21 protein-coding genes are annotated in these 22,919 nt (G+C 69.2%); 6 read left to right on the top strand and 15 right to left on the bottom strand.

Annotated features, from left to right (window positions below):
• Positions 1 to 99 precede the first annotated feature (99 nt).
• The gene (hisC, locus tag AC0VYD_RS25400; RefSeq protein WP_475477825.1) at positions 100 to 1,182 is read left to right on the top strand and encodes a histidinol-phosphate transaminase; all 1,083 of its coding nucleotides are present in this window, start codon (positions 100 to 102) and stop codon (positions 1,180 to 1,182) included.
• Positions 1,183 to 1,333: 151 nt separating this feature from the next.
• On the opposite strand, the gene AC0VYD_RS25395 is transcribed toward hisC, so the two are convergent.
• From AC0VYD_RS25395 to AC0VYD_RS25365, 7 genes are all read right to left on the bottom strand, one after another.
• On the bottom strand, positions 1,334 to 2,599 hold the full coding sequence (locus AC0VYD_RS25395) for a transcriptional regulator (protein ID WP_191267818.1): 1,266 nt from the start codon (positions 2,597 to 2,599) through the stop codon (positions 1,334 to 1,336).
• A 250-nt stretch (positions 2,600 to 2,849) separates the two neighbouring features.
• Entirely contained in the window at positions 2,850 to 4,145 is a 1,296-nt protein-coding gene (gene murA, locus AC0VYD_RS25390; protein ID WP_191268060.1) for a UDP-N-acetylglucosamine 1-carboxyvinyltransferase, read from the bottom strand.
• Positions 4,146 to 4,519: 374 nt separating this feature from the next.
• A complete protein-coding gene (locus AC0VYD_RS25385; RefSeq protein WP_475477824.1) occupies positions 4,520 to 5,425 on the bottom strand; it encodes a phosphoribosylaminoimidazolesuccinocarboxamide synthase in 906 nt (301 codons plus the stop codon).
• A gap of 95 nt (positions 5,426 to 5,520) precedes the next feature.
• Complete coding sequence (purD, locus tag AC0VYD_RS25380; RefSeq protein WP_475477823.1) at positions 5,521 to 6,771, bottom strand: phosphoribosylamine--glycine ligase; 1,251 nt, start codon at positions 6,769 to 6,771, stop codon at positions 5,521 to 5,523.
• A 49-nt stretch (positions 6,772 to 6,820) separates the two neighbouring features.
• Positions 6,821 to 8,104: an adenylosuccinate synthase gene (locus tag AC0VYD_RS25375; RefSeq protein ID WP_475477822.1), complete on the bottom strand. Its 1,284-nt coding sequence runs from the start codon at positions 8,102 to 8,104 to the stop codon at positions 6,821 to 6,823.
• Positions 8,105 to 8,331: 227 nt separating this feature from the next.
• The gene (locus tag AC0VYD_RS25370) at positions 8,332 to 8,748 is read right to left on the bottom strand and encodes a DUF3151 domain-containing protein (RefSeq protein ID WP_452543310.1); all 417 of its coding nucleotides are present in this window, start codon (positions 8,746 to 8,748) and stop codon (positions 8,332 to 8,334) included.
• 45 nt (positions 8,749 to 8,793) lie between these two features.
• A complete protein-coding gene (locus tag AC0VYD_RS25365; protein ID WP_475477821.1) occupies positions 8,794 to 9,474 on the bottom strand; it encodes a hypothetical protein in 681 nt (226 codons plus the stop codon).
• Between the two features lie 986 nt (positions 9,475 to 10,460).
• On the opposite strand from AC0VYD_RS25365, the gene AC0VYD_RS25360 reads away from it, so the two are divergent.
• The gene (locus tag AC0VYD_RS25360; RefSeq protein WP_475477820.1) at positions 10,461 to 10,658 is read left to right on the top strand and encodes a hypothetical protein; all 198 of its coding nucleotides are present in this window, start codon (positions 10,461 to 10,463) and stop codon (positions 10,656 to 10,658) included.
• Between the two features lie 187 nt (positions 10,659 to 10,845).
• On the opposite strand, the gene AC0VYD_RS25355 is transcribed toward AC0VYD_RS25360, so the two are convergent.
• A complete protein-coding gene (locus AC0VYD_RS25355) occupies positions 10,846 to 11,178 on the bottom strand; it encodes a hypothetical protein (RefSeq protein WP_475477819.1) in 333 nt (110 codons plus the stop codon).
• 690 nt (positions 11,179 to 11,868) lie between these two features.
• The gene (gene fbaA / locus AC0VYD_RS25350) at positions 11,869 to 12,891 is read right to left on the bottom strand and encodes a class II fructose-bisphosphate aldolase (protein WP_452543319.1); all 1,023 of its coding nucleotides are present in this window, start codon (positions 12,889 to 12,891) and stop codon (positions 11,869 to 11,871) included.
• Positions 12,892 to 13,308: 417 nt separating this feature from the next.
• On the opposite strand from fbaA, the gene AC0VYD_RS25345 reads away from it, so the two are divergent.
• Positions 13,309 to 13,692, top strand: coding sequence for a RodZ domain-containing protein (locus AC0VYD_RS25345; RefSeq protein ID WP_452543557.1), 384 nt, complete (start codon positions 13,309 to 13,311; stop codon positions 13,690 to 13,692).
• Between the two features lie 25 nt (positions 13,693 to 13,717).
• On the opposite strand, the gene AC0VYD_RS25340 is transcribed toward AC0VYD_RS25345, so the two are convergent.
• The gene (locus AC0VYD_RS25340; RefSeq protein WP_475477818.1) at positions 13,718 to 15,055 is read right to left on the bottom strand and encodes an IS4 family transposase; all 1,338 of its coding nucleotides are present in this window, start codon (positions 15,053 to 15,055) and stop codon (positions 13,718 to 13,720) included.
• Positions 15,056 to 15,234: 179 nt separating this feature from the next.
• Positions 15,235 to 15,768, bottom strand: coding sequence for an orotate phosphoribosyltransferase (gene pyrE, locus AC0VYD_RS25335; protein ID WP_191267811.1), 534 nt, complete (start codon positions 15,766 to 15,768; stop codon positions 15,235 to 15,237).
• 71 nt (positions 15,769 to 15,839) lie between these two features.
• Here pyrE and cutA point away from each other — a divergent pair, with 71 nt between their 5' ends.
• The 3 genes from cutA (at position 15,840) to AC0VYD_RS25320 (ending at position 17,488) form a co-directional block, all read left to right on the top strand.
• Positions 15,840 to 16,181: a divalent-cation tolerance protein CutA gene (gene cutA / locus AC0VYD_RS25330; RefSeq protein WP_475477817.1), complete on the top strand. Its 342-nt coding sequence runs from the start codon at positions 15,840 to 15,842 to the stop codon at positions 16,179 to 16,181.
• Positions 16,178 to 16,759 carry a hypothetical protein gene (locus tag AC0VYD_RS25325; protein WP_475477816.1) on the top strand — a complete coding sequence of 194 codons (582 nt, stop codon included), beginning with the start codon at positions 16,178 to 16,180 and terminating at the stop codon, positions 16,757 to 16,759. Before cutA ends, AC0VYD_RS25325 begins: the two co-directional genes overlap by 4 nt.
• A gap of 72 nt (positions 16,760 to 16,831) precedes the next feature.
• A complete protein-coding gene (locus tag AC0VYD_RS25320; RefSeq protein ID WP_475477815.1) occupies positions 16,832 to 17,488 on the top strand; it encodes a GNAT family N-acetyltransferase in 657 nt (218 codons plus the stop codon).
• Here AC0VYD_RS25320 and AC0VYD_RS25315 read toward each other — a convergent pair.
• The 4 genes from AC0VYD_RS25315 to AC0VYD_RS25300 form a co-directional block, all read right to left on the bottom strand.
• A complete protein-coding gene (locus AC0VYD_RS25315) occupies positions 17,485 to 18,072 on the bottom strand; it encodes a hypothetical protein (RefSeq protein WP_475477814.1) in 588 nt (195 codons plus the stop codon). The genes AC0VYD_RS25320 and AC0VYD_RS25315 overlap by 4 nt on opposite strands.
• A gap of 1,205 nt (positions 18,073 to 19,277) precedes the next feature.
• Positions 19,278 to 19,928, bottom strand: coding sequence for a hypothetical protein (locus tag AC0VYD_RS25310; protein WP_475477813.1), 651 nt, complete (start codon positions 19,926 to 19,928; stop codon positions 19,278 to 19,280).
• A gap of 9 nt (positions 19,929 to 19,937) precedes the next feature.
• Positions 19,938 to 21,812 (bottom strand): hypothetical protein, encoded by a 1,875-nt coding sequence (locus AC0VYD_RS25305; RefSeq protein ID WP_475477812.1) that lies wholly within the window; start codon positions 21,810 to 21,812, stop codon positions 19,938 to 19,940.
• A 230-nt stretch (positions 21,813 to 22,042) separates the two neighbouring features.
• Positions 22,043 to 22,798, bottom strand: a complete 756-nt coding sequence (locus tag AC0VYD_RS25300) for a hypothetical protein (protein WP_475477811.1) — start codon at positions 22,796 to 22,798, stop codon at positions 22,043 to 22,045.
• Positions 22,799 to 22,919: the final 121 nt, after the last annotated feature.

Below are 22,919 nucleotides of genomic sequence, written 5' to 3'. Positions count from 1 at the left end.
TCCTCGTTTGTGCAATATTTCCGTTTGGAGCGGTGGCCGTCCCGGGCCTCTCATCGCCGAGAGTGCCGCGGGGTTAGCACAAAGTATTGAGGAAGGACAATGGTGTCGGAGTCGAAATCGCCATATCTGCGGGCGGTACTGGAGTCCATCCCCGCCTACAAGCCCGGACTCAGGGTCGTCGGGCCCGACGGGCGCTCCGTCAAGCTCTCCTCCAACGAGAGCCCCTACGGCCCGCTCCCGTCCGTGCGCGAGGCCGTCACCCGGGCCTCCGCGGACCTGAACCGCTACCCGGACCCGGGCGCCGCCGAGCTCGTCGCCAGACTGGCCGGACGCCTGGGTGTGCCCGAGGACCACGTCGCGCTCGGCGCGGGCTCCGTGGGCCTGCTCCAACAGCTCCTGACGGCCGTCGGCGAGCCGGGCGTCGAGGTCGTCTACGCCTGGCGCTCCTTCGAGGCCTACCCGCTGCTCGCCGAACTGGCCGGGGTCACGTCGGTCCGGGTGCCGCTCAGGGACGAGACCCACGACCTCGAGGCGATCCTCGCCGCGATCACCGATGACACCCGCATGGTGCTGGTGTGCAACCCGAACAACCCGACCGGCACCGCGGTCCGGGAACGGGAGCTGGTCGACTTCCTCGACCGCGTCCCCGAGCACGTGCTCGTCGTCCTCGACGAGGCCTACCGCGAGTACGTGCGCGACCCCGAGGTGCCCGACGGCCTGGACCTGTACACCGGCCGCCCCAACGTCGCGGTCCTGCGCACCTTCTCCAAGGCCTACGGCCTGGCCGCGGTGCGCCTCGGCTACCTCGTCGGCCACCCCCCGGTGGCCTCCGCGGCGCGCAAGACGGTGGTGCCCTTCGCGGTCAACCACATCGCCCAGGCCGCCGGGGTCGCCTCCCTGGACGCCGAGGACGAGCTCCTGGAGCGCGTGGCCGCCACCGTGAAGGAGCGTGAGCGCGTCCGTGACGCCCTGGTGGCCGCCGGGTGGACCGTGCCCCCGACCGAGGCCAACTTCGTGTGGCTGCGGCTGGATGAGGACACCATGGACTTCTCCGGAGCCTGCGCCGAGGCCGGCGTCGCGGTGCGCCCGTTCGACGGCGAGGGGGCCCGGGTGAGCCTGGGGACCCCCGAGGAGAACGACGCGTTCCTCTCCGTCGCGACCGGCTACGCCAGGCGTCGCTGACCCGGAGGCCCGCGGCCGGGACGGGTCCCGGCCGGAGTGCCCGCCGACACGCGGACGGGGGCGGCCCTGCGTGGGCCGCCCCCGTCGGGCGTGCTGTCGTCCCGTGCGCCCGCACCGTGCCGGTGCACGGGACGGTGCGGGCGGGGCGCGGTTACTTGCCCGCCGCGTCCTTGTCCAGTTTCTCCACGATCAACCGGTAGAGCTGGCGCGGACGGCCGGGCTGGAGTGTGCGGTTCGGCGGCAGGGGCCAGGCCAGGCCCTCCTCCACCAGGGTGCGCAGCAGTCGGCGCGCGGTCCGTGAGGTGACGCCGAGCATCCGCCCGGCGTTCTCCGCGTCGACGACCAGCGGGCCGTCCTCCTCGGCGATCTTCTCCGAGAGCCGGACGAGGGTCTCCCGGCCCTTGGTGCGCAGGGGCTCGGAGGACTGGCGGGCGGGGGCGCGCTGCGCCGGGACCAGCGAACGGCCCTCCCGGTCCACCGCGAAGCTCTGCCGGGAGGCCTGGGCACGGTTGAGCGCCGCGCGGGCGTGGGACTCCGCGTCCTGGGTGGTCCGGCCCATGCCGATGCCCACCTCGATCGCGATGCCCAGTTCCGCCTTGATCCGCTCGACGAACGGAGGCTGCCGGAACCCCTCGGTCGCCGTGACGAGGGAGCCCCGCGTGGCGGTCACCATGAACGAGTGGTCGTCCAGCCGGTGCGCCGTCGCGTTGATCCGGTGGGCCTCCTGGAGCAGCAGGCGGTGCAGGGACAGCCGCAGCTCGTCACGCCAGTAGCGCGGGGTGGAGCGCCGGGAGGAGTCGCGCAGCGTGGGCACGTCCACGACGACCACACCGAGCTGGGCCTCCTCCAGGCGGTGGTGCGCCCCCAGCAGACCGGCGGTCTGCAGGGCGCTGCGCACGCCCGCGTTGGTGGGCCGCAGCCGGATCACCGGTACCCCGATGGCCTCCAGGCGTTCGGCGACCCCGCGCACGCAGGTGATCGCCATCTTGGTGGCCTTGCGCCGCCACAGGCCCTCGTGGAAGGACGTGAGCTGGGCGGTGTTGGTCAGCTCCTCGTGCACGTGGATGCCGTCCACGGGCAGGTCGACCTCGGAGTAGGCCTCCACCACGTCGGCGCGGCTGAGCACGTCGAGGCTGGCTCTGGTCGGGTCGTAACGTTCGTCCAGGGTCGCTCGGAGCAGGGCTTCGTGCAGGCTGGCCCCGCCGAGCGGCACGAAGGTCGCGGGCATGGTCAGCACGCCCGCCTTCCGCGCGAACTCGTACGGGACAGGGCTGGCGAACAGATAGGCGTCGATCGCCGAACCCAGCCTGACGACCTTGTCCGTCGCCTCTTGCTCATCTCGGTATGCGGCGGCGATGAGTCTGGCGTTGAGGGGGCCTGTGGACCCCGGACCCATGAGCATGACCCGTTCGACCACCTCATGGGGCCCTATGACGCCGATCGTCAAATCGCCAGTACGCTGGGCACTCACCTCGGGTTGCTCCCCGCTACCATTCCACGCTCTTCACTATGTGCGCCCACTGGTTTCCCGACCCGATCTCTGTCACGGCATGATTGCCGAGATCGTACCCATTGTGCGGGGCCAAAGAAGATCGTTTTCCATATCAACGCCGAAAGCCCGGGTGGGAGGAGACCCCCCACCCCGGCTTGAGCTGCGCTTACGACTCCTACGAGACGGTGACGCGCTCCACGTCACCGCCCAGCGCGGCAAGCCGCGACGCGAACTGAGCGTGACCGCGGTCAACCAGATAACCAGGCGCCACGATTGTCTCACCTTCAGCGACCAGTCCGGCGAGGACCAAGGCCGCACCGGTGCGCAGGTCGTGGGCGACCACCTCGGCGCCGCGCAGGTTCGTGGAACCGTGCACGATGGCGCGGGTGCCCTCGACCTCGATCTTGGCGCCCATCTTGTTGAGCTCGTCGGCCAGCGCGAAGCGGCCGTCGTAGATGGCCTCGTGGATGTAGCTCTCGCCGTCGGCCAGGCTGGCCAGCGCCATCAGCGGGGACTGCAGGTCCGTCGCGAAGCCCGGGAAGGGCGAGGTGACCGCGTTGATCGGCCGCAGCGGCACGGAGGGGTCCCGCTGCACGTGCAGAACGGCGCCCTCCTGGGAGAAGCCGACACCCATCTGCTCGAGTTTCCAGCGGGCCACGCCCAGGTGGTCCAGGTTGGCGCCCACCAGGCTGGCCTCGCCGCCGGTGGCGGCCACGGTCATCGCGAACACGCCGGCGTCGATCCGGTCGGACATGATGGTGTGCTCGACGGCGGTGAGCTCCTCGACGCCCTCGACGGTGATCAGGCCGGTGCCGCCACCGCTGATCTTCGCGCCCATGGCGCTGAGAAAGTCGATGACGTCGATGACCTCGGGCTCGAGGGCCGCGTGCTCGATCACGGTGGTACCGGGGGCCAGGACGGCCGCCATGAGAAGGTTCTCGGTACCGGTGTGGGACGGGGTGTCCAGGTAGAGGCGGCCGCCGCGGAGCTTGCTCGCCTCGACGTTGATGTGGTTGCGCTCGAGGTCCTCGGTGACCTCGGCGCCCAGCCGGGCGAAGCCCCGGTAGTGGAAGTCGAGGTTGCGGCTGCCGAGGTTGCAGCCGCCGACGCCCTCGATGCGGGCGTGGCCGGTGCGGTGCATCAGCGCGGGGACGAAGAGCACGGAACCGCGGAAGCGGGCCGCGATGTCGGCGGGCAGGACGGCGCGCTCGGGGTCGTTGAGACCGGACGCGTCGATGACGACGGTACGTTCTGCCTCGTGGAAGGCGACCTTGGCGCCCACGTGCTCGGCGAGTTCCAGTGCGCGGTAGACATCCTCGATGACCGGGACGTTCCGCAGCACAGTACGGCCCTTGGCCGCCAGTAGGGCGGCCCCGATCATCGGCAGGACGGCGTTCTTCGCGCCTTGGATGAACGCCGTTCCGCTGAGGGGGCGTCCGCCGCGAACGCGGTAACGAACCTCCTGGCCCATGCTCATGTGCTCCTTTGTGAGGCAGATGTGAAAAAAGGTCACCCTCGTCGGGTATCGCCTGTATGCGTTTTAGACGCGGGTTTCCCCTGGAACGTTGCGACCATCTTGCGTGTGACCTGCGCGGCCGGTGAACCGGTCGGTTCGCGAAGACTCTATAGCAACCAGCTCACGCCAACCGGTCCAGAACGTGGTATACCCGCAGATCGCGGTTGAAGTCCCGCCAAACGGCCAAAGAGGCATTACGCCGGAGGGAGAGACCAGGGATCGTACGCACGGCTGCCCGTTACTCCGGTGTTGCATACGACTCCACCACCATACGCGCTCCCGCAGCCGAAACGACGTCCGCGTGCGTTGAATCACGCGGTTGACGGCGGTCACAGCTCGGGTTTCCCGCCGGTCAGACGCTCATAGATCTCCGTGTAACGGGACAGAGTGCGCTCCACCACGTCGTCCGGGAGCTCCGGCGGCGGAGTGTCGGAGGCACGGTCCCACCCCGACACGGGCGAGGTCAGCCAGTCACGCAGGACCTGCTTGTCGAACGACGGCTGGGCGTGTCCCGGGCTCCACTCGTCGGCGGGCCAGTAACGGGAGGAGTCCGGGGTGAACACCTCGTCGGCGAGGACGAGTTCGCCGGACGGCCTCCGGCCGAACTCGAACTTGGTGTCGGCGAGGATGACCCCGCGCTCCCGGGCGGTGTCCCGGCCGCGCCCGTACACCCGCAGGGTGAGCTCGCGCAGCTCCGCGGCGAGCTTCTCGCCGTGCCTGGCCGCCACGACACCGAACGAGACGTTCTCGTCGTGGTCGCCGACCTCGGCCTTGGTGGCGGGGGTGAAGACCGGTTCGGGGAGCTCTGAGCCGTCGGTGAGGCCCTCGGGGAGCGCGACGCCGCACACCGTGCGGTCCACCCGGTACTCGGACAGCCCGGAGCCCGCGAGGTAGCCGCGGGCCACGCACTCCACCGGCACCATGTCCAGCCTCTCGCAGACGAGGGTGCGGCCGGCCCAGTCCGCGGGGGCGCCCTCGGGCGGGACGTCGGAGACGACGTGGTTGGCGACCAGGTCGCCGAGGCGCTCGAACCACCACAGGGACAGCTGGGTGAGCAGGCGGCCCTTGCCGGGGATCCGGGTGGGGAGCACCCAGTCGAACGCCGAGACCCGGTCGCTGGCCACCATCACCAGTTCGCCGGAGGCCGTCGCGTACAGGTCGCGCACCTTGCCGGTGTGCAGGTGGGTCAGTCCGGGAACCTCGACGGGCTCGGGAACGGTGACGAAGCCACTCATGATGCTGCTTTCTGGGGGTTCTGCCGTGCGACCGCGGTGCGGGCGGTGCTCTGGTCCTGCCGGTGTCCCGGGGCGCGTGTTCGCGGACGCACGCCCTAGACCTCCGCGGCCGCCCGCTCGGCGATGTCGGTGCGGTAGAAGGACCCGCGCAGTTCGAGCCTGCCCGCGGCCTCGTAGGCGCGCTCACGGGCCTGGCGCAGGTCCGAGCCGGTGCCGACCACGTTCAGCACCCGGCCGCCGTTGGACTTGACGTCGCGCACCCCGTCCCAGGCGGTGCCCGCGTGCAGCACGTAGGCGCCCTCCAGGGAGTTGGCGGCCGCCAGGCCGCCGACGAGGTCGCCCTTCACCGGGTCGCCCGGGTAGTTCTCCGCCGCGACCACGACGGTCACCGCGGCACCCGACTTCCACTGGAGCGAACCGATCGACCCCAGGCCGCCGGTGTCGGTCGCCTGCAGGACCGTCCCGATCGGGGTGGCCAGGCGGTCCAGCACGACCTGGGTCTCCGGGTCGCCGAAGCGGGCGTTGAACTCCACCACGCGCGGCCCCTTGCCGGTCAGGGCCAGACCCACGTAGAGCAGGCCCTGGTAGCGCAGGCCGCGGCGGTTCATCTCGGACACGGTCGGCCGCACGACCGACTCCATGATCTCGTCCACCAGCCCGGCGGGGGCCCACGGCACCGGGGCGTAGGCGCCCATGCCGCCCGTGTTGGGGCCCTGGTCGCCGTCGTAGGCGCGCTTGAAGTCCTGCGCGGGCAGCAGCGGGAGCGCGTGCGCCCCGTCGGTGAGCACGAACAGCGAGACCTCGGGTCCGTCGAGGTACTCCTCGATGACCACGCGGCCGCACTCGCGGGCGTGCTTCTCGGCGGCGGCGCGGTCCTCGGTGACCACGACGCCCTTGCCCGCGGCCAGACCGTCGTTCTTGACCACGTACGGCGCCCCGAACTCGTCGAGGGCCTCGGAGACCTGGCCCGCGTTACGGCACACCCGGGCCTTGGCGGTGGGCACCCCGGCCGCCTCCATGACCTCCTTGGCGAAGGCCTTGGACCCTTCCAGGCGGGCGGCCTCCCGGTCGGGGCCGAACACCGGGATACCGCGGTCGCGCAGGGCGTCGGCCACCCCGGCCACCAGCGGGGCCTCCGGACCGATCACGACCAGCTCGGCGCGGATGCGCGCGGCCAGCTCAGTCACGGCCAACCCGTCCGTCACGTTGATGACGTGGTTCTCGGCCAGGTCGGAGATACCCGGGTTGCCGGGGGCGCTGTGGATGCTGGTGACACCCGGATCAAGGGACAGAGCGCGGACGAGTGCGTGCTCGCGGCCTCCGCCGCCGAGAACGAGGGCTTTCACTGCAGAGGGCCTCTTCTTCTGTCTGGAGGAAGGACGGGTGGTCTCCGGTTCAGACCAGGGAACGCAGCTGGAGGGTCTCGTCGCGGCCGGGTCCGACACCGATGGCGGAGATCGGGGCCCCCGCCATCTCCTCAAGGGTACGCACGTAGGCCTGTGCGTTCTCGGGGAGTTCCTCGAACTTGCGGGCTCCGGTGATGTCCTCGGACCACCCGTCGAAGTACTCGTAGATCGGCGTCGCGTGGTGGAAGTCGGTCTGCGTCATCGGGATCTCGTCGTGGCGCACGCCGTCGACGTCGTAGGCCACGCACACCGGGATCCGCTCCAGGCCGGTGAGCACGTCGAGCTTGGTCAGGAAGAAGTCCGTGACGCCGTTGATCCGGGTGGCGTAGCGGGCGATCGGGGCGTCGAACCAGCCGCAGCGGCGGTCCCGGCCGGTGGTGACGCCGTACTCGCCGCCCTGGGTGCGCAGCCAGGCGCCCTGCTCGTCGAGGAGCTCGGTCGGGAAGGGGCCGGAGCCGACACGGGTGGTGTAGGCCTTCAGGATGCCGACCACCTTGGTGATGCGGTTCGGGCCGATGCCGGCGCCCGCGGCCGCGCCGCCCGAGGTCGGGGAGGAGGACGTGACGAAGGGGTAGGTGCCGTGGTCGATGTCCAGGAGGGTGCCCTGCGAGCCCTCCAGGTAGACCGTCTTGCCCTCGTCCAGCGCCTTGTTGAGGATCAGCGAGGTGTCGGCGACGTGGGGGCGCAGCTTCTCGGCGTAGCCCAGGTACTCCTCGATGATCGGCTCGGCGTCGAGCGCGCGCCGGTTGTACACCTTGGTGAGGAGCTGGTTCTTGTCGTGGAGGGCGAGCTCGATCTTCTTGCGCAGGATCTTGGGGTCGAACATGTCCTGCACGCGCACGCCCTGGCGGGTGACCTTGTCGGCGTAGGTCGGGCCGATGCCGCGTCCGGTGGTGCCGATCTTCCCCTTGCCGAGGAAGCGCTCGCTGACCTTGTCCAGGGCCCGGTGGTAGGGCATGATCAGGTGCGCGTTGGCCGAGATGACCAGGCGGGAGGTGTCCACGCCCCGCTCCTGGAGGCCGTGCAGCTCCTCGAACAGCACACCCGGGTCGATGACGACGCCGTTGGCGATGACGGGTACGACGTTCGGCGAGAGGATGCCCGAGGGGAGCAGGTGGAGGGCGTACTTCTGGTCGCCGATGACCACCGTGTGCCCGGCGTTGTTGCCGCCCTGGTAACGGACCACGTAGTCCACGCGGTCGCCGACCAGGTCGGTCGCCTTGCCCTTGCCCTCGTCGCCCCACTGGGCACCCACGAGCGTGATCGCCGGCATTGGTCTCTACCTCTTCGCTCGACACCTGACCGGGGCTTTTCCGACCCCGAACATGGATGAACCCCTGGCGCAAGGCAGCGACAGGGGCCGTTGCGTATTGAGCGTACACGACCCTTCGAACCGCGTTAAGTGGGAGGTTGGCGCGGTTCGGGGTGCGGGCGGCAGGCGCGTGCCCGGCCCCGCGGAGGCCCGGGGCCGGGCACGGCGGTGTTCGGGCCGGGGCGGCCTCAGCCGTTGAGCGCCTCGGCGGCCTCCGGACTGGAGTCGCGCAGGAAGGTGGCGCAGCGCTCGGCCTCCTCGGCGTCCCCGATCCGCTCCGAGGCCCTGCTCAGAGCGTGCAGGGCGCGCAGGAAGCCCTGGTTGGGCGCGTGCTCCCAGGGGATCGGGCCGTGGCCCTTCCAACCGGAGCGGCGCAGCTGGTCGAGGCCGCGGTGGTAGCCGGTGCGCGCGTACGCGTAGGCGGTCACCGGCTGGCCGTCGGCCAGGGCCAGCTCGGCCAGGCGGGCCCAGGCGGCGGAGTAGGACGGGAAACGCCCGGCGACCGGGGTGGGGTCGTCGGCGGAGGCCAGGGCCTCACGGGCCTCGGGGTCGTCTGGCAGGCGCGTCTCGGGCGGCTCGTTCAGCAGGTTCTGGTGCAGGTTCATGCCCCCATCCTGCCACCGGGCCCGGAGTTTCCCGGATCACGGAGCTCACCCCGTCTCCGGCTCGCGCCGTCGGACCCTGGTCGTGGAGCCGTGCGTCACCGCGTGCGCCGCCACCGCGGCCAGGGCCAGCCCGAGGACCAGGGCGGGCACCGTCGCCCCGGCGAGCAGGTCCGGGGCCCTCCACCCGTCAGATCCCACGTAGGCGTAGGGGCTCACCCGGTTCAGTCCCGGCACCGTGTTGCAGGCCGCCGCCCCCAGGAGGATCCCCGCCAGCACGACCAGTCCGGACGGCACCGCGTCCAGGAAGGGCGCCAGCAGGTACACGGCGGACACCGCCAGCAGGACGTTGGTCACCAGTAGCCAGGAGTTCTCCGCCTCCGACGCGTGGGGCAGCAGCGCCAGTGCGGCGCCTCCGGACAGCAGTACGCCGAGCGCGGCCACAGCGGCCGCCCGGATTCGGGTCCGGGCCCCGCCCAGCCGCTCCCACTCCCACAGCCGGGGCCGGTTCGCCCACGCGCCGACCGCGGCCGCGCACACGCACAGCAGTTCGGCCACGGGGATCCGCTGCTCCTCGTTGGGCCAGTCGAACACCGCCACCGGCACCACGACGCCCGAGGCGGCCAGGCCCAGAGCCACCGCCGCGACGGCCGCGGCCAGGGCGTGCAGCATCGGCAGCAGGCAGGGGCGTAGGGAGGTGAGGACGGGGCTTCGGGTCAGGGTCGCCACGGCAGTTCCTCCGGTTCCACCTCGCACGCCGCGATCCGCTCCTCGTTCCGGCTGATCCAGTCCCGGATCTCGTCGGGGTCGGCCCCGGCGAACAGACCGCCGTCGGCGGAGCCGGGAAAGGGCGCGAGGCGAGCCAGGCCCTGAGCTCCACCAGCACGGCCACCCGTCGCTGCTCCGAGGGTGCCCTCTCGTCCGTATTGCCCACGCTCTCGGAGCCGCACACGAACATGTCGGGCAGCAGCCACACGGCCGCCGTCGCGGGTACCTCCTGGTACGGGTCCCAGCCCGGATAGACGCGCATCCAGAGCACGCCGTGCTCGGTTCCGTGCAGCACCTCGTCGTCCCCGGTGGCCAGGCTGCGGTCGCGCACCTGCGCGGGGGCGGCTTCGGACGACCCGTAGGCGGCGAAGACCGGGGCGGCCAGTTCGACGATCAGGGCGAGTTCGTCCGCGTGACCCTCGTGCACGCAGTAACGGACCCCTTCGCGCTCCGCACAGACCTCGGAGCCGCCCGGAGCGTAGGTCACGAGCGGGAACGCGTACAGGTGGGGCAGGACAGCGGCGGTCGCCACCGCGGCCACCGCCGTGACCTGCGGGGCCGACCACTGGCGTGGGGCCCGCAGGAGCCAGGCGGACGTCCACGCGGCGGCGGTCCCCAGGAGCAGGAAGAACCCCAGCCGGTAGAGGCCGAGCGGGATGCTCTCCCGCGCACCGAGGGAGGGGGTGAACGGAAGCTGGAGCGACAGCGCGGTCCAGGTGTCGGCGACCAGGGGCAGGCTGGTGCACACGAAGACAAGACCGATCGCCACGGGGACGGCGGTCAGCCCGCGCAGGGCGACCCCGCACAGGTAGCCGAGCAGGGTGAGGGCCGCGAATCCGGTCAGCGCACCCAGGACGGGCACGGGGTGCGGCGTGCCCGCGCCCTGCGAGGCGACGGCGGCGGTCAGCGGCAGCAGCCCCACCAGATAGGCGCCCAGGCACCAGCCGGTGACCACTGTCGCGTGCCGCAGCGGGACATCCCGCCCCAGACGGGGCTGCCAGGGCTGGGCGGACACCAGGCTCGGCCGGGTGAACCGGGCGGCCGCCCGGGCCGCGGCTCCGGTCGCCACCACGACCGGCAGCCGGGCCTGCACCCCCACCTGTCCGGAGAGGTACACCCAGTCCAGGGCACGCCAGGAGAGCTGACCCCAGGTTGCTGTCAGTGTCATGACGAGGACGATCCCGGCCGGGACCAGCACCAGGGGCGGCGGGAAGGGCCAGAAGAGGGGCGAGGTCGTCAACCTGCTCCGGGCCGACGTGTTCCGGGTCAACGTGCCCTGGGCCGCCGGGCCCCGATCCGCATCGCTTCGGGGCTCCCGGTTCCGGAGCGGGTTCACGGGCGCTCTCCGACCCCGGCGATCAGCCGGTCGTAGGCCCGCTCGAACCCGGAACCGTAAGCACTCGCCTCAGCGGTGTCGTCGATCAGGTCCTCCAGCTCGGGGAAGGTGCCCTGGAACTCGATCCGGCCACCCGCCAGGACCCCGATCCGGGAGCACAGGTGGGCGACGTCCTCGATGAGGTGGGTGGAGATCAGCACGGTTCGGTCCTTGCCCAGACCGGCCACGACCTCGCGCACCCGGAGCCGTTGCCCCGGATCGAGACCCGCGGTGGGCTCGTCCAGGATCAGGACCCGGGGGTCGTGGGCGAGGGCCGCGGCGATGCCCACGCGCTATCGAGCGGCCCGTTGGAGAAACCGGTTTGGCTGCTCTCGGCCACGACCTTGTCAGGCCAGGCGGTGCGGTGCTTGCGCACCTGCACAGTGAGGGTCACCGTGCCTCCGCATCCGGTGCGAGAGCCGATTCCCGTGATGGTGCCGTTCGACACGGTGGGGTTGTCGCCGCCGAGCCCGCAGGAGGCAGCGGACCGCTCGGCCGTGTTCCCGATCGCGCTTCCGGCTGGGACCGACGACGCCCACGCGGCACCGGCCGCCGAGCCTCCGACGAGCACGCTGCCCGTCACGAGCACGCCGACGGCCGCCAGGCGGACCGAGCCGTTCCTGCCCTTCACATGTCCTCATTCCGCCTGAGGGGAAATCGGCAGGAGGAATGCCCGTGCCCCCGATCTCGAAACCGGAGGTCGGCGGCCCGTTGTCATCCTTGGGTGCGATTTGGGGGAATGCAGTGAAAACTGCACCCCGGTTTCTCTCGTGTGGGGGTACCGGAGGCCAGTGGTCCGCGTAATACGGACGGTCCGCGGGCGCGTTTCGTGCCGTGACCGATGTGTGCCACCGGAGAGGGCGGGGTGGGTGGGCCACGGGGGAGGGGCGGGACGCGGGTGGAAAGGACGGTGCCCGGCGGTCGTGGCACGACCGCCGGGCACCGGGCGCCGGACCGCCGGGGAGCGGTCGGGCGGGGCCCTACTTCATCTTGTTGCCGGCTGACTTCAGGTGCTGGGCGCCCTCGACCACCCGGGCGGCCATCCCGGCCTCGGCGACCTTGCCGTAGGCGCGCGGGTCGTAGGCCTTCTTGTTGCCGATCTCGCCGTCGACCTTCAGCACGCCGTCGTAGTTCTTCATGATGTGGTCGACGACCGGGCGGGTGTAGGCGTACTGGGTGTCGGTGTCGATGTTCATCTTCACGACGCCGTAGCCGATCGCCTCGTGGATCTCCTCCATGGTCGAGCCGGAGCCGCCGTGGAACACGAAGTCGAAGGCCTTGGCCTTGCCGTACTTGGCGGCGACGGCCTCCTGGGCGGACTTGAGGACCTCGGGGCGCAGCTTCACGAAGCCGGGCTTGTAGGAGCCGTGCACGTTGCCGAAGGTCAGGGCGGTCATGTAGTAGCCCTTCTCGCCCAGGCCCAGCACCTCGGCGGTGCGCAGGGCGTCCTCCGGGGTGGTGTACAGCTTCTCGTTGATCTCGCCGACGATGCCGTCCTCCTCACCGCCGACCACGCCGACCTCGATCTCCAGGATGGTCCGGGCTGCCTTCGAGGCGGCGAGCAGCTCGTCCGCGATCTGGAGGTTCTCCTCCAGCTCGACCGCGGAGCCGTCCCACATGTGGGACTGGAACAGCGGCTCCTGGCCCTTGGCCACGCGCTCCTTGGAGATCTCCAGCAGCGGGCGGACGAAGCCGTCGAGCTTGTTCTTCGGGCAGTGGTCGGTGTGCAGGGCGATGTTCACCGGGTACTTGGCGGCGACCACGCGAGCGAACTCGGCGAAGGCGACCGAGCCGGTGACCATGTCCTTGACCGAAGCGCCGGAGAGGAATTCGGCGCCGCCGGTGGAAATCTGGACGATGCCGTCGCTTTCGGCCTCGGCGAAGCCGCGCAGGGCGGCGTGCAGCGTCTGGCTGGAGGTCACGTTGATCGCCGGGTAGGCGAAGCCCTCGGACTTCGCTCGGCTCAGCATCTCGGTGTAGACCTCGGGGCTGGCGATGGGCATGGCTTGACTCTCCCTGGTTCGGCCTGGATCGAGCGACCGCCGGTGCGATGCTCTCGCGTGCCGACGGCACCCCGCGTGCGTTGCCCCCGGTGGGAGGAACCGGTCGTCAGGGGAAGGCCCGCGGGCCTTGCGTCCGGACGTGTCCACCGGGTGTCGTCCAAGTATCCCGAATAGCCGGAGCCATTGGAAAGGTCTAGACCAAAATGCTCCGGATCGGCTACGTACCCGCAGCTTACGGGGATCGGTGGAAGCCAGGAGCGGGGGTGCCGGGGAAGTCGAGAGTGCCTGGGTAGCTATGTCACGAATAGTGGTGAATCGTGGACTTCAGGGCGACTGCTGTCGCTTTTTGTCGTGATACGCGCTACATTCGTCGCCGTGGGAAGGCATAGGAACGATCCGCGCGGCGTCGGCCAGGTGATGGCCATCGTCGGGGCTGTCGTGCTCCTGGTCACCCTGGTAGCCCTCGGCGGGTACTTCCTGTACCGCTCGCTGCCGGGCACCGGCGACAGCGTCAGCGCCAACGCGTCAGAGGCCGCGGCCGAGGGTGTGGACACCGACGAGATGGGCGTCCTCTTCATCCGCGTGGTGGGCGAGTCCAGCGACGTGTTCGTCCGGGTACCCGGCGGGGACGTGCTCCTGGACCAGGAACTCGCCCAGGGACACTCGGTGAACTACCCGGACAACACCGACGGCCTCGAGGTCAGCATCGGCGACCCGGCCGCCGTCGAGGTCTACGTCAACGGCACCCAGCGCGACATCTCCGACCGCAGCCCCGGCCACACCTTCACACTGAACCCCTAGACCCAATGCTGTTCAGTTAAGGCGTTCAAGGGTCTGTCAACACCGCGATGTCCACGGTGGCCTTGTACGTGGTCCGATCCACCCCGTTGGAGCGGGCGTGGTACTTGGAGATCGCGCGTTTGACCACCCGAGGCACTGTGCGTAGACGCCGCTCGGGCAGCAGGTTCGCCAACACCTGCCGCCCGAGCAACCCCCGCACGTCGATGCGCTCGCCAGCGATGACGTTCTCGGCCCGCACCAGCAGGTCGCGGGCGCTTTCCACCGCCACCGCGAAACTCGCCCGCAGCGGGCTGTGCCCGGTAGCGGTCAGCGCGTCAGCGATCGCGCACCGCACCACCTGGTAGGTGGCCAACAGCGCCCACACCTCCTGTTCCAGCCCCTCGGGGTCCTTGGCCCGCAGCACCCGGCGCCCGAGCAGGGCCGACTTCAGCTCGCAGTAGGCGGTCTCGATCTCCCACCGCTGGTGGTAGAGCGCCACCAGACCCGTGGCCGGATACAGGTCGGGATCGGTCAGAGTGGTGGCCAGCCGGTAGGAGCCGGTGCGCTCGCCCTGGTCTGTGGCGATGGTGATCTGGGCTTGGATGAGCCGCATCCGTACCTTGCCGCGCTGCACCAGCCAGGTGCCATCGCCCAAACGACGAAGGCGGCGGGGTTTGCTCTGCGAGCCCATCCGAACCAGGAGCTGGGCCCCGCTGGTATGAAGATCTTTGAGCAGGTCGGCGGCGTCGAACCCGCGATCGGCCAGGATGAGCTGGCCCGGACCCATGGCTGGGAGCAGACGGGCGGCCATGGTGGTCTCGCCCTGGGTGACGGGTCCAAAGACCGCGCCCAGCAGTGCCCGGGATCCGGTGGCGACCAGGGCGAGCAACCGTACTTGGGGGTAGCCGGCCCCGGCCCAGCGGGTGGCTCCGCTGGAGCGGTGCACGGCCCGGTTGGCTTGTGTGGCGGGTACGTCCAGCAGGGTGCCGTCGATGGCGCACACCAGCAGCCCGTGGAAGCGGTGGGCGCTGTGGGTGGGGCCAGAGAGCAGCTCGAACAGAGCTTTGAGGGGTGCTGGGCCCAGGCGTTTGCGGGCGTAGAACAGTGCGGAGGCGGCCGGTTGGGTGCACAGGCTCACCCCGGCGGTGAGTTTGCGCCACAGGGCGGGCCAGCCGCAGTGGGTGAAGAGTCCGGCTGTGAGCAGGAGGTAGACGACCACGCGGGAGGGAAGCAGGCGTGAGCGTCGTTGGTGGCTGTTGGATTCCTCCAGGACGGAATCGACCATCTCAAAAGGCACGATCTGGGTGAGTTCTCCCAGGTGGCCGGGGGCCAGGGCGCCGGGTGCGTGGTGGGTCTGTCGGGTCGTGACACAATGGTCGGGCAAGGGGCTCCTTGGGAACAGCTGGGGTGAGATACAGCTGTCCTACCAGGGAGCCCCTTCTTCGTCTGGGTCAGGGTTGACGGACCACCACAACCCTTAACTGAACAGCATTGCCCCTAGACCGGGCCCCGGTCCGGGGCAGGGCCGACCGGCCCCGCCCGCGAACCGCCGCTGAGCCGGGGTCACACGTCCAGGTCGGACACCTCGAAGACGGGCCGGTACTCCAGGCCCTCCTCCTCCAGCCGTGCGCGCGCGCCGCGGTCCACGATCAACGCGACCGCCACGACCTCGGCGCCCTCCTCGCGCAGCGCCTCCACGGCCGTCATCACCGAACCGCCTGTGGTGGAGGTGTCCTCCAGCGCCAGCACCCGGCGGCCCCGGACGTCCGGCCCCTCGATCCGCCGCTGCAGCCCGTGCGCCTTGCCGGCCTTGCGCACCACGAAGGCGTCCAGCCTGCGGCCGCGCGCGTGCGCCGCGTGCAGCATCGCGGCGGCCACCGGGTCCGCGCCCAGGGTCAGACCGCCCACCGCGTCGAACTCCAGGTCCGAGACGGTGTCCAGCAGTACCGAGCCGACCAGGGGCGCGGCCTCCCCGTCCAGGGTGATCCGGCGCAGGTCGACGTAGTAGTCGGCCTCCTTGCCGGAGGACAGGGTCACCTTCCCGCGCACGACCGCCTTATCGTTGATCTGACGCAGGAGTTCATCACGTTCGCTCATGACCAGTGAGCCTAGGACACCGGGTGGGGCCGCGCGGACCAGGGCTGCCCCGACCCGGAGTTGGGACGAGCATGCAGGAGCACACCGGGACCGTCCGGGTGGAGACCACCGTCGACAGCCGCGAGGGCGCCGAGGAGGTGGCCCGTTCGCTGGTCGACCACCGGTTGGCCGCCTGCGCGCAGGTGAGCGGACCGATCACGAGCTTCTACCGCTGGGAGGGCGCCACCCAGGCCGACCAGGAGTGGCTGGTGGTGGCCAAGACCGCGGCGGACCGTCTGGACGGTCTGGTGGCGCACCTGGTCCGGACGCACCCCTACGAGGTGCCGGAGATCGTGGCGGTGCCGGTCGCGGGCGGCAACCCGGCCTATCTGGCCTGGGTCCGGGACGAGACCCGCCAGGACGGACCCGCGTGATCACCGTCCTGCTGCCCCCCACCCTCCGGACCCCCTTCTCCCTCCCGGGCGCGGCGGAAGCGCTCACCGCCCGGGAGCGCACCCCGGTCCTCCCCGAGGTTCCGGACGACGACACGCCGCCCCACGCCGCCCGCTACGTCGCACGGGCGAGCCTGGAGATCAACCGGCTGGCCGCCGAGGGGGCGCCGGCCGTACTCGTCGCCGAGGGGGACTCCGGTCCGCTCCTCGGCGCGATCGGCGCCGCCCAGCGCGCCGCGCACCGTCCGGTCCTCGGTTACGTGCTGGTGGACGCTCCGCTGCCCCAGCCGGGCAGCCCGACCCGCGCGGACATCTCCCGGAACCAGGGGCTGGACGGGCTCCCCGGCCGGGATGGCGAACCCGCCGCCTACCGGACCGAGCGCCTGCCCACGGTCCCGGACTGGCCGGACGCGCCCTGCGGCTACCTGCTCACCGACCCCGCCTTCGCGCACCCCGCTCACCTGGCCGGGATGCGCGGGTGGGTGGTCCGGGACGTCACGGGCGAACCCGCCCGGGCGGCGGACGAGCTGGCCGCACTCGTCGGCGAGCTCACCCGCTGAACGGCGGCCCGACGCTCTCCGGTGCGCCGAAACACGGGTGACAGCGGCGCGCCGCGCGGCCAGAATCGGGACATGATCGCCGAGTACTTCCCCCCGAGGGGGCTGCGCCTGAACACGCCCCGGCTCCAACTGAGGATGCCCTCCGACGACGACCTCGCCCGACTGGCCGAGGCCGCGGTCTCGGGGGTGCACGAACCGGAGCGGATGCCCTTCGTCGTTCCGTGGACCGACCAGACGCCCCGCCGCCTGGCGCTCGGGGTCATCCAGCACAACTGGTCGTCCATGGCCTCGTGGACACCGGAGAAGTGGACGTTCAACGCGGCCGTGGTGCACGAGGGCACCGTGATCGGCGTCCAGGACATGACGGCGAAGGACTTCGCGGTCGCCCGACAGGTGGGTACCGGTTCGTGGCTGGCACTGAGCCACCAGGGCATGGGGTTGGGCACGGAGATGCGCGCCGCCGTGCTCCACCTGGCCTTCGAGTGCCTGGGCGCGGACGCGGCCGTCTCGGAGGCCTTCCAGGACTCCGCGGCCTCGCACGGGGTGTCCCGGCGGCTGGGGTACCGGCCGGACGGCTCACGCCTGGTCGCGGTAAGGGGCAGGCAGGTCAGCGAGACCGTGTACCGACTCACCAGGCAGGACTGGGAGAGGCACCGCACGGTCCCGGTGACGGTCGAGGGCCTGGAGCCGTGCCTGCCCTACTTCGGGCTGGGCGAACTGCCCGACTAGGCCGGGTGTTCGGACGCCGGGGCGGCGGCCTCGCGGTGCACCAGGACCAGGGCCGTGAGGGCGCCGAGCAGCATCCCCGCGCCGGTGACGACCCCGCTGACCAGCGGAACCCAGTCCGGGTACCCGGCGAGCACCATGACCAGGCCGAGCGCGCCGAGCGCGGTCGCGTACCAGGCGAGGTGGAGGATCTCCCGCTGCCGCCAGGCCAGGCCCAGCGGGAAGAAGTGCAGGCCGACGATGAGGGCGACCCAGGCCACCCCGGTCTGGGGCGGGGCCCCGAAGGAGTTGAGCGCCGCCACCCCGCCGAGGATCAGGGCGAACTCGACCAGGGTGACGGTGCCGAAGAGGGTCCCGAAACGCGGGGCGACCGGTCGTTCCCCCTGCTCGTGGGCGGAGCCTCCCGCGTTCCGGCTGTCCCTGCGCATGGCGAGAACCGCCAGCACGACGACGGCCACGGCCACGGCGACGGCCAGGGCCCGCAGCGCGAGGGACACGGCCGGTGGCAGGGGCGGACCACTGTTGATCAGCACGAACGCCAATCCGAACACCGAACCGACGAAGAACCCCGAGAAGCGTGCGAGCATCCCTGGAAGGTACCAACCGCTATCGATGTCGGTACTGACTTTTGGGTCTTATGTGAAGTTTTGAGCATTTTGATTCATAGGTGAATGAAATTGGGGGTGCCTGCCTCCCCGTGCTGGCACGCCGCCCCTCCTCGTGCCACCACGTCATCCCCGCCCCGGCCGGAAACACTGAAGCCCCTGGCAGGGGGCCGGGGCTGAGTTGGCTCGGCGGAGGACTCGGAGCGTGTTTGAGAAGGGACAGCGGCCTGAGCACTTCGCCCACGCCGTTGCCGTCAGGCCGCGAGCACGCCCCGTGCCGAGACGCCCGACCTACCCCCTCACCCAGTCGAGTGGGGCGATCGCTACTACGGTGGGCGGCACGGGCGCCGCCGATCCTCTGGTTCCAAAACACCCACATGCTCACAGCGGTGGCCGTCTCATGTTCGGGGGCGATCAGTCCGAGACTCCAGGTGCGACCGGATTACCGGCAACCCGAGCGGCAGCACCTGCGCGAGCGAATCCCCTGCCCTTCCTCCTGAGCGTTGTACTCCCTGAACGACTCCAGCTCCTGGACGAGGGTCTGCTCGAACTCCTCCGGCTCACCATCTAGGAAGGCGCGCAACAGATCCGGCTGGAGGAAAGACCGGCAGGTTCAGTTCGAGTGCTGAAAGACCGGATTCGATCTGCTCGATCCCGGTCTGATCGACCGACACCGGAACTGGCGAACGAACACCATGGGCTTCACTTCCTCACGGAATTAACAAACAGGGACCCGGCGCACACAGGGAAGGCGTTGAGCCAGACACCGTTCACTATCCTCGCGGGAAGGTAGTCGGGCTCGACCTCCAGGGAGGACAACCGTCCTTGGCCAGACAGGCTAGGATCAACAGTTGCCTTGAGACGTTTCTGCTGGTGCTTCCTACCGCCAGCTCCGCGGTGGCGTGATCCCGATACGCCTTCAAGGACCGAATCTTGGTGAAGCTGTTTCCTTCAGATGTCTCCGCAGATAACCTCTCTCCTTGTCTTATTTATTTCTCCATTCGAGGGCCTGTATTATTTGAGTCTTCATAAATTTATCCTCAAGGAGTATGTGGCAGGCAGGTTCCGCGGTCGGTGGCATGTTCCTTGGGGTGGGTGCGCTCGCGCGTGAGGTAGGTCAAAACCAAGTTCACGCTTCCCTGGTCTTCTCCTGGTTAATTTTAGAAAATCATTTCCTTTTCCATGGTTCACAGTCTGTCGGTGGCATCCATGGCAAGTCCATCCACAAGTTCTTCTTCGTCTGGGCGCTTGATCCAGAAGCCTTCCGAGACACCGAAGTACGTACTTTCTCCGTTCTCAGTATCGACTTCGAGCGTTTTTCCCACTTCTTCGAGCGCCGCAGCAAGACGTGGAGCGTTCTGTTTGTATACCTTGGGATGGGGGTGCCCCGAGAAGTCGTACCAGGACCAGATATCATGGTGAACACGAATTTCCACCTGAATCTCTCCGGGTTCGGGAGATATTGACAAATTTATTAGTTGTATCTCCTGGCGCCTTCGGCCAGTTGCGTCGATCCAGGTGCCAAGGCTCACGGTCTCGATATAATCAGCATAAGAATCAGGGAATCCAGCAGGTTTGCTCTGCTGTACGAATTCTGCGGATGAAGGATCGGAGAAGGGGGTGTTGAGAGATGACTTTGTCCAGATTCCGATCTTTCCCTTGCCATATTGATTCCAGCAGGTTTCTATGACATTCGACTTCATCAGGTCGTGTTTTTCCAAAACTCCTGCGACCCTGGCAAGGACATCGAGGCAGTCTCTTATGTCAGGGTTTTCGGGCGCTTCTACGTACCAGAGCCACGATCCGACTTCATCAGGTGACCGCATGAGAGTTGGCATATATTTTCCTTATCTGTTCGGGTAGATTGAGGCCCCTGGGGGGAAATCGAGAGTTCCATCCTGAAAATGGATATGGAATGATATATTCTGCTTTTTGATCGCGTCATGAAGAGGCTTCAAGTCTCTGTCCAGAAGCTGGTCAATGTTGAAGTTAGCCTCGATGACCCCAGCTCTGTGGCTCGCCTCAGAGGTTTGGGGGAACTGTTTTTTGATCTTCCTTAGCGCACTCCTGATGCCCTCGGGGTTTTCGACCACCTTGGCCTGGTAGCCGTACTCGATGGCCCCATCATCCCTCCTTGCGGCCACGTCAAGATCCTCACCGGTTATTTGGTTTTTCCCGGGGAATGAAACACGATCTTCCGGAAATCCGGAATCCAGAAGATCCAGGGCTATTCTCATTTCTTGGTTTCTTGCAGGGAGGTCGTTTTTATTTTTCAGTGAAGCGATTATTTCGCTGAATCCCTCAAATTTGGACAGGCGTCCTTGTAAGATTATATCGGCTGTTTGTGCTCCGGTGTTGGATCTCTTGTTTTCTAGTGAGTTGAACAGGTTTGCAAAATCTTTGTCGTTGAAGCCGAGTTGTTTGAAACCAGGGACCTGCTGGATGCTTTCCTTGAGAGCGGGCCGGAGTTCGGGTGGCATTGGTCCGTCGTGATCCGGTTTGCGGTTGTCCGGATGCGTAGGTTCAGGTCGATCTTGGGGATAATTGTCGCTGCCATCGCGGTCGTTGTCGCCATCACCGTCACCATCCTCACCTTCGGTTCTTGGCGGATCCCCATCTCTATTGCCATTTCCACTACCACCGGCGTCTGCCTCAGGGGGCAGTTCCGCTTCTTCATCCTGCCTCGTCCGTGATTCGGATCCGGTTTTCTCCTGTCCAGTTTGCCCCTGCTCGTCGTTACGGCGACCAGGAGGCCTCTCTGGATGTTGTTCCTCGCTTCTGGGGTGTGTGGGCGAGTCATTGCCGCGACGTTCTTCGTCACCGGGCCCGTGACCCTGTCGGTCATCATCGTGTGAGCTTTCCTCACTCCTTGGCTGTCTGGGCTCGTTACCCTGACCGTCCCTCCCGTTCACAGGTGGGGCGGTTGTGGGCCTGGGGTCCGGTTGGTTAGAGCCCTGCTGGGTGGAGTCTTGTTGAGTGGGGCCCTGGTTGGTGGGGGTCTGGCCCGGCGTCGGTGTCACGGGGTCGGGCTGGCCTGAGGGCGGCGGTGTGCTGGGGCGGTCCGGGGCGATGGGCGGCAGAGTGGGTGTCTGCTCCAGGACGTCCCCGAGGCGCTCGGTGATCGGAGTACGGCCTTCCCCGATGATGTCCGCGATCTCGCGGTCCGACTCTCCGACGCCGGGACTCCAGCCCTGGCCGCCGTACGGACCGGCCTCGGCCCCCGCACCGTCTCCGGAACGGCCGTTGCCCAGGTTGAGGACCTCGATGCCCAACTTGACCGGGCCGGTCACGAGCATGGCGGTGTTGATCGCGGTGTGGGTTCCCGTGTACGCGGGATCGCTCTCGCGCTTCGACCACGCCGAGTGGCCCTCCCACACCTCGCCCAGGGAGTTCTTGGCGTTGCCCAGCCACCAGTCCCAGCTGAGGTTCTCCGTGGGGTCGTCGCTACGGTAGTCGTAGAGCCAGCCGTCCTCGTTGCGGACACCGAACAGCTCCCCCGCGTCCAGAGCGGTGTCGGTCCAGGCCGTCTCGAGGTTGTCGAGGTACTCCTCGTTGTCGCTGGCCCAGCCGTTCTGTTCGAGGAGCGCATCGCCGGGGTGCGGGCGGTGCCCGCCTCCCTGCTGGGAAGGGCGCTCTTCCGGGCCAGCTTCGGTCTGCTCAAGGTCGGATGACCTCTCACCCGGGGCCCGGTCATCCGCTGAGATGACGGAAGGCGCGCCCACCTCCCCTGTGTGAGCGCGCCTCCGGGCGCCGCCGTCGCGCGGCGCCTGTACCGTCCGACGGATCCCGCGGGCCGCCCTCTCGTGGGGGCCAGAGGGCCCGGGGACCCCGTCGGACGGTGCCGACCGCTTCGCGCTCGTCCCCTCAGCTTCGCGCGGCGGTCGGCGTTGCCGTCCGAACCGGGCCCTCCCCCCTCAAGGAGGGCCGCGCGGTCCGGGACGGCGTCAGTGGGTCATCCGCCCCGTCGCGGCCTCCCCAGGCCGTCGAGCAGGGAAGCGGCCTCCCGGTGGGTTCCGGGCAACGGGACCGACCACACGGCGGCTCCGTGGTCCCAGCAGATCCCCTCGCGCAGCTCGTCCAGTTCCGCGGTCAACCCGGGGCCGTCCCTGGTGACCACGGCGATCCGGCCGCGGCTGACCAGGCACACCGACTCTCCACGGGTGAAGAAGCGGCGCAGTTCGTGTCCGAGGACGATCATCCGGGCGGTCCGTCGCCAGGGGTCGAGCGAGGGGTCCAGCGCGACCACGACGAGCTGGTGCCCGAAAGCGGCGGGGACGGTCTCGTTCGCGCCCCGGTAGAGCTCACCGACCCGGGTGCGCAGGTACTCCTCGCCGGCCAGGCCGGTGAGCGGGTCCTGGCAGGTGTTCCGTCCGCGTCCGCCCTCCACCCAGCCCTCGGCCAGCGCGAGGACGAGGTGGAACGGGACCGGGTCCCAGCCCGCGACCCGGGCGAAGGCGTCGAGGTCGGTCAGGGCCCGGCCGATGCCGATCCCGGAGCGGGCCCGGGCCTGGCCGAGCCGGGAGCAGGCACCGGTCAGGTCGCCCCCGCTCGCGTGGGCCTCACAGACGGCGTCCACCGAGGGCGTCCACCAGTCCTCGGCGGGGTTCCACCCCTCCTCCCTGCTCCGGCGCCCCCACGGCGCACGCAGTTCCCGGGCGCGTCGAACCATACGGTCCCGCGCCCCGGCACCCACATCGATCTCGCCCATGGCACTGCTCCCGGTCGTTGTTCGGCCAGGTGAACGGAGGTGGGTCCGCGCCCCCGCGGTGGACCCCTCCGTTCTCCCTCACTCCAATCACGGAGATCGGTGGCGGCTATGACGCGGATAC

The sequence above is a fragment of the Nocardiopsis sp. iso_40 genome, from assembly GCF_056173285.1.
Note: the sequence above shows the minus strand (reverse complement) of the source record. Positions and strands in the feature narration are given on the sequence as shown.

Bases quoted from the DNA above. Each gene is read 5' to 3' on its own strand.
- AC0VYD_RS25375 (WP_475477822.1), bottom strand. From the start codon at position 8,104: ATGCCGGCGATCACGCTCGTGGGTGCCCAGTGGGGCGACGAGGGCAAG.
- AC0VYD_RS25310 (WP_475477813.1), bottom strand. From the start codon at position 19,928: ATGCCAACTCTCATGCGGTCACCTGATGAAGTCGGATCGTGGCTCTGG.
- pyrE (WP_191267811.1), bottom strand. From the start codon at position 15,768: ATGAGCGAACGTGATGAACTCCTGCGTCAGATCAACGATAAGGCGGTC.
- hisC (WP_475477825.1), top strand. From the start codon at position 100: ATGGTGTCGGAGTCGAAATCGCCATATCTGCGGGCGGTACTGGAGTCC.
- cutA (WP_475477817.1), top strand. From the start codon at position 15,840: ATGCAGGAGCACACCGGGACCGTCCGGGTGGAGACCACCGTCGACAGC.
- fbaA (WP_452543319.1), bottom strand. From the start codon at position 12,891: ATGCCCATCGCCAGCCCCGAGGTCTACACCGAGATGCTGAGCCGAGCG.
- AC0VYD_RS25315 (WP_475477814.1), bottom strand. From the start codon at position 18,072: ATGCTCGCACGCTTCTCGGGGTTCTTCGTCGGTTCGGTGTTCGGATTG.
- AC0VYD_RS25320 (WP_475477815.1), top strand. From the start codon at position 16,832: ATGATCGCCGAGTACTTCCCCCCGAGGGGGCTGCGCCTGAACACGCCC.
- AC0VYD_RS25345 (WP_452543557.1), top strand. From the start codon at position 13,309: ATGGCCATCGTCGGGGCTGTCGTGCTCCTGGTCACCCTGGTAGCCCTC.
- AC0VYD_RS25370 (WP_452543310.1), bottom strand. From the start codon at position 8,748: ATGAACCTGCACCAGAACCTGCTGAACGAGCCGCCCGAGACGCGCCTG.
- AC0VYD_RS25300 (WP_475477811.1), bottom strand. From the start codon at position 22,798: ATGGGCGAGATCGATGTGGGTGCCGGGGCGCGGGACCGTATGGTTCGA.
- AC0VYD_RS25385 (WP_475477824.1), bottom strand. From the start codon at position 5,425: ATGAGTGGCTTCGTCACCGTTCCCGAGCCCGTCGAGGTTCCCGGACTG.
- murA (WP_191268060.1), bottom strand. From the start codon at position 4,145: ATGGGCCAGGAGGTTCGTTACCGCGTTCGCGGCGGACGCCCCCTCAGC.